At 67.9% G+C, this 6,746-nt stretch carries 6 protein-coding genes; 2 read left to right on the top strand and 4 right to left on the bottom strand.

The features are described from left to right. Both E1261_RS42020 and E1261_RS42025 read right to left on the bottom strand, forming a co-directional pair. On the bottom strand, positions 1–3,005 hold a 3,005-nt coding region (locus E1261_RS42020), incomplete at its 3' end, for an AfsR/SARP family transcriptional regulator (protein WP_132415446.1). 57 nt (positions 3,006–3,062) lie between these two features. Further along, entirely contained in the window at positions 3,063–3,839 is a 777-nt protein-coding gene (locus E1261_RS42025) for a TetR/AcrR family transcriptional regulator (protein ID WP_132415448.1), read from the bottom strand. A gap of 97 nt (positions 3,840–3,936) precedes the next feature. Here E1261_RS42025 and E1261_RS42030 point away from each other — a divergent pair, with 97 nt between their 5' ends. Both E1261_RS42030 and E1261_RS42035 read left to right on the top strand, forming a co-directional pair. Then, positions 3,937–4,884 carry an ATP-binding cassette domain-containing protein gene (locus E1261_RS42030; protein WP_132415450.1) on the top strand — a complete coding sequence of 316 codons (948 nt, stop codon included), beginning with the start codon at positions 3,937–3,939 and terminating at the stop codon, positions 4,882–4,884. Then, positions 4,881–5,675: an ABC transporter permease gene (locus tag E1261_RS42035; RefSeq protein WP_132415452.1), complete on the top strand. Its 795-nt coding sequence runs from the start codon at positions 4,881–4,883 to the stop codon at positions 5,673–5,675. The genes E1261_RS42030 and E1261_RS42035 overlap by 4 nt, the downstream gene beginning before the upstream one ends. Here E1261_RS42035 and E1261_RS42040 read toward each other — a convergent pair. Together E1261_RS42040 and E1261_RS42045 are read right to left on the bottom strand one after the other, a co-directional pair. Next, positions 5,672–6,001 carry a hypothetical protein gene (locus E1261_RS42040; RefSeq protein ID WP_132415454.1) on the bottom strand — a complete coding sequence of 110 codons (330 nt, stop codon included), beginning with the start codon at positions 5,999–6,001 and terminating at the stop codon, positions 5,672–5,674. The two genes, E1261_RS42035 and E1261_RS42040, sit on opposite strands and share 4 nt — an antisense overlap. A 4-nt stretch (positions 6,002–6,005) precedes the next feature. Further along, on the bottom strand, positions 6,006–6,746 hold a 741-nt coding region (locus tag E1261_RS42045; RefSeq protein WP_202875442.1), incomplete at its 5' end, for an SDR family NAD(P)-dependent oxidoreductase.

The following is a 6,746-nucleotide window of genomic DNA, read 5'->3' on the forward strand; positions in this document are numbered from 1 at the left end:
GCCCGTCCCAAGGCCAACTCGACCCGCCCGAGCGTCACCACCGCCCCGGCCAGCTGGATCGTTGTCCACTGCCAGCTTCGGGCGATGTCGACCGCCATCACGGCATGGGTTTCCGCGTCCGCCAGCCTGCCCGCCGCAAGCTCGGCCTCGGCCAGACCGCGGGCAGCCTGCGTGCGCCGTTCGAGTACGCGCGCCAGGTCGGCGAGTTCGACGGCCCGCTCGAATTCCGTGCGGGCATCGTCGATGTCACCCTGGCTGAGAAGACTGACGCCCAGGTGGTAGTGGGCGCTGCTGCGTGTCGACGGGTCACCGCCGTCCTGCGCGGACCGGAGTGCCGTCGAAGCCTGGTCGACTGCTTCGCGGTGGCGTCCGGTGTCGCGGTACCAGATGGCGCGGAGGAGATGCAGTTTGTGCCTGTTGACGTAGTCGCCGGAGCAGGTGACGGCATCCTCGGCTCGTTCGATCAGGTCGTCGATGCCGTCGAGGTGACCAAGCATCGTGCGCGTCCGGATCAGTTCGGGCAGCGCGATCGCGGTCAGCCGGTCACCCTCACCGTCGGCCATGCTGAGGATCTGCTCCCATCGCTGCGCGGCCCGGCCGAGATCGCCGCGCATGATGGCGAGCAGTCCAAGATTGCCCAACGGCTGTGCTCGTGCCCACTTGTCGCCGTCGTGGATATCGAGTGCACGCGTGAAGTACCGCTCCGCGACGTCGAGATCGCCCTTGTACTGGTACACGAGCGCGGCGGAATTCAGGCAGTAGGCGAGCAGGGGAGGATGATCCACCTGTTCGGCATGTTCCAGCGCCTCATCCAGGACGCCGGTGTCGATCGGGAGATCGAACCTGTGCCACACCATGCAGCGCTCCGCGAGCATATTCGCGAGCGCGTGTCGATCACCCGCGGCTCTGGCGGCCGCTATCCCCGTGTCCGCCATCGTGTCGATGTCGAAGTTGTATCCCTGCCCGGCCATGCGGATCATCAGACCCGCCGCGAGGTGCCACGTCCAGTGTCTGTGCTCCGGATACCTACCGGCAACTGTGACCGCGGCAGCGATGTTGGGGAACTCGGCCCGCATCCATTCGATCCCGGCCCGGGCGTCGTCGAAAGTGATCTCAGGGAACGCTCCGGGAACCGGGGGAGCAGGCGGATGGCGCCTGGTCGAGGCCAGCGTCGCCGCGGCTGCCATCTTGCCTTGGTAGTACCAGGCGTAGAGGCGTTCCAGAGCCTCGTCGCGGGTGGCGGGAGAGTCTTCGGTTTCGGCTCGGCGGCGACTGTCGTCGCGGAGGAGGTCGTGGAAGCGGTATCGGCCGGCGGAGTGTTCCTCGAGCAAATGCGCCCCGGTGAGTTTGCGGATGGCGTCGCGCGCGCCCGATGGCGTCGTACCGCTGACGGCCGCGACGGCGTCGACGGGGAAGTCCAGGCCGGGGACGAGGCCGAGGCGGCGGAACAGTTGGCGGGTTGCGGGGTCCAGGCGCTGGTAGGACAAGTCGAAGGCTGCGGTGACGGCGGAGTGTTCGTCGTCGTGCAGGCTGAGTGCGGCCGCACCGCGTTCCTCGAGCTCGGTCAGGTAGTCGGCCAGGGTGCGATGTGGTTCGTCGGCGAGTTGGGCGCCGGCGATGCGCAGCGCCAGCGGGAGGCCTGCGCAGGCTTGGATGAGCGCGGCTGCGCCGTCTTCCTCAGCGGCCAGCCGGTCCGCGCCGACCAGGCGGGTGAGCAGGGCCAGGGCGTCGTCGGACGGGAGTTCGCCGACGCCGATCCGGTGGGCGCCTTCGCCGGCGATCAGTCCGGACAGCTTGTTCCGGCTCGTCACCACGGTCAGACAACCAGATGTTGCCGGAAGCAACGGACGGACCTGGTCGGCGGACGCTGCGTTGTCGAGCAGCACCAGCAGCTTGCGTCCGTTCAGCACCGAGCGGTACTCGGCAGTCGCGTCCGCCACCGACTCCCAGGCCTGCTTCGAGTCCGCGCCGAGCCCGCGAAGCAGCTGCCCGAGTGCGGTCATCGGATCGAGCGCCGGTCCGGTCGCGTGTCCGCACAGGTCGATGTAGAGCTGGCCGTCGCCGTACCGATCAGCCACCTGATGGGCGTACTGCAAAGCCAGACCAGTCTTGCCGATCCCGGCCATCCCGGTCAGCAGCACCAAGCCATCGGCCTCGTCGAGCTGCTCGAGCTCGTCCTCACGCCCGAAGAACGCGCCGGGCGGCGGCGGAAGCTGGCCCGGCCGCACGGCCGGCGCAACGGCCGGAGCCCGTACGGCGACCTGATCGAGCGACGGATCCTCGTTCTGGATGGCCTCGCCCAGCCTCCGGAGCTCCCGCCCGGGTTCAGCCCGCAGCTCGCGAGCCAGCCGCTGCCGCGCCGCGCGGTACGCGACCTCCGCCCGCGTCCGCCGTCCGGACCGGTACAGCGCAAGCATGTGCTGGCCGATCAGCCTCTCCCGCAACGGATACTCCGCGACCAGTTCGGTCAGCTCGGGCACGACCTCCCGGGCCCGGCCGAGCTCCAGTTCGGCGTCGAACAGTTCCTCGTACGCGACCAGTCGAGTCTCCGCCAACCGCTGCGCCGCCGACGCAACCACCTCGCTCTCGGCGATATCGGCGTACGGCGCACCCCGCCACAACGCCAGCGCCCCACGAAGGATCGCGACCGCTTGTTCGAGGTCACCCGACCCCGCCGTACGGCGTCCTTCGTCGTGCAAGCGTCCGAACTCGTCGGCGTCCAGCTCGTCCGGCTGGACGCACAACTGATAGCCACCGGAGATGCTGACCAGCCGGTCCGGGCTGTCGAGGACCAGACGCAATCGATGCACATGCACCTGCAGGCTGTTGCCCGGACGTTGCGGTGCCGAAGCGCCCCACAGTGCCTCAACCAGCACCTCCGTCGGCACCGGACGACCCGCTCGCACCAGTAGGACGGCGAGCAGCTTGCGTCGCAGTTCCGAGATCGGCCCGACCACCTGCCCGTCCTGGACAACTTGTACCGGCCCCAGCACCTGAAAGCGCATACCGAACCCCCTGCCCCCATCATCGGGCACGAGTGGTCCACTTTCGAGCGCTGCGGCCTACTGCTTCTCCGGACGCGAGTCGATCAGCAGAGCGATCCCGTCAAGAATCCGGCCTAGCCCAAAGGACAGGATGTGATCGGCGTCGAGGACGGACTGGAAGTGTTCGCCGACCGAAGTACCGACCCGGCCGGCAATGGGGAAGGCGACGCTGGAGCCGGACATGACGTGGGTGAGGGTGGGTGAGATCTGTCGCCACCACTCCTCGTCGGACAGGCCGGAATCGCGCTGGGTGCGGAGCTGCTCGGCGCCGGCGCGGGCGGTGCCGCCGACGTGGGTGAGGACGAGGGAGAGCGCGGAATCCATCTCGACGTCGGTCAGGCCGAGACCGTCGAGCGGGCGTAGCTCCGCCTCGTACTTGAGGGTGATGTTCGGGCCGAGCGCAGTCCGCATCGTGTGAACCTCGTGGACCCACGGATGCCGGACCAGTACGTCGAAGTTCCGGTGCGCGATGAATTCCAGGGCCGCGCGCCAGTCGGACTGACGGGCAGGCTCGTCGACGTCGGCGTACAGATCGCCGTACACGTGGTCGAACATCAGGTCGGTGAGCTCGGCCTTGCCGGGCACATGCGTGTAGAGCGACATCGTCCCGGCCTTGAGCCGCTCGGCCACGACCCGCATCGAGACGGCGTCGAGACCGTCCGCGTCGGCCACCTCGATGGCGGCGTCGACGATCGCGCGCACGGTCAGACCGGAGCGTCCGGGCTTGGTGTGACTACCCCACAACAGCGCCAGACTGCGCGCCGGATCGGCGGCCACCACTTTTTTTCCAGCCAACGGAACAAACTCCCAGCGCTCGTCGTTGCACCGATGGTACCTGAGTCGTACGGTGTACGGTACACTCTACGATTCAATCCCTAACGAAAGGCGGGAAGTGACGAAGCAACAGGTGATCGAGGCTGCCGATGTGCGGAAGAACTATCGCGGCGGCACCGAGGGGGCAGGCCTGAACGGCTTCGATCTCGAAGTCACCGCCGGAACCGTGACGGGCCTGCTCGGCCCCAACGGCGCCGGCAAGACCACCGCGGTGCGGATCCTGTCCACACTGCTGCAACTGGACTCCGGTACGGCGTCCGTCGCCGGGTACGACGTTCGCCGCCAAGGGGCCGAGGTACGGCGGCGGATCGGGCTCGTCGGGCAGTACGCGGCAATCGACGAGGTGCTGACCGGCCGGCAGAACCTGGTCATGTTCGGCCGGCTCAACCATCTCGGCCATGCGAAGGCGGTACGGCGGGCCGACGAGCTGCTGGACCAGTTCAGCCTGTCCGCGGCGGCCGGGCAATCGGTCGGCAAGTACTCCGGCGGAATGCGCCGCCGGCTCGATCTGGCCGCCAGCCTGATCGTGGCACCGGCCGTCCTGTTCGTCGACGAACCGACCACCGGGCTGGACCCGGCCGGACGGCTCGAGGTGTGGACGGCCATCCGGCAGCTCGTCGACAACGGCACGACCGTGCTGCTCACCACGCAGTACCTGGAGGAGGCAGATCAACTGGCGAACCGGATCTCGATGCTCAAGGACGGCAAGGTGGTCGCGGAGGGTACGCCGGATCAGCTGAAGACCCAGCTCGGTTCGGACTGGCTCGACCTGGTCCTCGTCGACCCGGCCCAGGTCGCTCAGGTGCTGGCGTTCGCCGAACCGCTGGCGGACGGCGAGATCCGGGTCGAGGGCACCCGGATCAGCGTTCCGGTGAAGGACCGCACCCGGGCTCTCACCGTGATGGCGAACTCGTTGCATGAGGCAAGAATCGATCCGGAGGACATCACGTTACGCAGACCGACGTTGGACGAAGTGTTCCTGCACCTGACCGGAGCATCCGTATGAGCGCGCTCGGCTGGGCCATTGCCGACGGCTGGACGATCACCCGCCGGACGTTGACACACTGGCGGATGCAGCCCGGACTGATGCTGTTCTCCTGGTTCTTCCCGGTGCTGATGCTGCTGATCTTCGGCAGCCTGCTGGGTGGTGCGATGGAGTTCCCCGAAGGGGAGTCGTACTACGAACTCCTGGTGCCGGGGATCTTCGCGCTGACCATGCTGTTCGGGCTCGAAGGCACGATGACCGCGGTCACCCAGGACAAGGACAAGGGCGTGACCGACCGGTTCCGCTCACTCCCGATGAGCTCCGCCGCGGTCGTCCTCGGCCGGTGCATGGCGGACATGCTCGACACCCTGGTCGCGCTCGCCGTACTGGTCGCCACCGGGCTCGCGCTCGGCTGGCGATGGCACGAGGGCCTACCGTCGGCGCTGGCCGCCTTCGGCCTCCTACTGCTGTTGCGATTCGCCTTGCTGTGGGTCGGAATCTTCATCGGCCTGTCGGCGAAGAACGCCGAGAGCCTGACCGTCGTCCAGGTCCTGGTCTGGCCGATCGGCTTCCTCTCCAGCACCTTCGTCGCCACCTCCACGATGCCGGACTGGCTGGGCACGATCGCCCAATGGAGTCCCCTCTCCGCCACCGCCACCGCATCCCGAACGCTCTTCGGCAACCCCGACGCCTCGACCACCACCACCTGGATCGGAAGCCATTCGGTTCTGATGGCAGTCATCGCACCCCTGGTCCTGACCGCGATCTTCCTACCGCTCTCCGCCCACCGCTACCGCACTTTGTCCCGCTAGGAAGTCCGGCTAAGCCTTCGCGGAGGTAGCCGCACCCGCTGACCGGGCTCTGGCGGCGGCCACTCAGCCGCCAGAGCCCGTTGCCGATCCACATCCGCAAGCGCCGCTGCCTTGTTCCGGTAGCGGACCTTCTCGAAGCGCCCCTTGTGCCAGATGTGCAGCGTCCAGCCGAGCCGGAAGACGAGCAAGTGGGTGAGCCGGTTCAGTACGAAGACGACCGGAAGCGTCAGCACGGCCAGCGGAGCGGCCAGGGTCATCTCGCCCGCGATTTCGTACGGCCAGTCCGCACAACCGGAGCGTCGTACCTCGATCTGCACATCCCCCATCCGGTCAGCCTACGAGTTGGCCGCCGTTGATCTCGATGATCTGGCCGGTGACGTACGAGGACATGCGGTCAGAGGCGAGGTAGAGGACGCTGCCGACGCACTCGTGCGGGGTGCCGGTACGGCCGAGCGGGATTGTGCTGACCATCGCCTGCATCTGCTCCGACGCGGTGTGGCGATCGTGGAACGGCGTACTGATGACGCCTGGGGAGATGGCGTTGACGCGGATGTTGTCCGGGGCGAGCTCCTTGGCGAGGCCGCGGGTGAAGGTGCTGACGGCACCCTTGCTGGTCGCGTAGACGACCGAGCCGCCGGCGCCGCCGGTCCGGGCCGCGATCGAGGTGACGTTGACGATCGACCCACCGCCCTGAGCGCGGAACACCGGGACGATTCGCCGGCTGAGCGCGAACACCGAGGTCAGATTCACCTCCAGGATCCGCTGGAACTCCTCGTCCGGTACGTCGACGATCGGCGACCGGTTCACCAGATCACCGGCGTTGTTCACCAGTACGTCGATCCGCCCGTGCTTGGCCAGAACCTCGTCCACCAGGGCCCCCGCCGACGCCGGATCCGCGAGATCGGCCTGGTGCAGAGACGCCGTACCGCCGGCTGTCTGAACCGCCCCCACGGTATGCCGCGCGCCGTCCTCGTTCCGGTGGTAATGCACCGCGACCGTCGCCCCCGTGTCGGCGAACCCCACGGCAACCGCCGCCCCAATCCCGCTGCTGGCCCCCGTCACCACCACAAC

This window comes from Kribbella albertanoniae (assembly GCF_004348455.1).
GTDB classification, from domain to species: domain Bacteria; phylum Actinomycetota; class Actinomycetes; order Propionibacteriales; family Kribbellaceae; genus Kribbella; species Kribbella albertanoniae.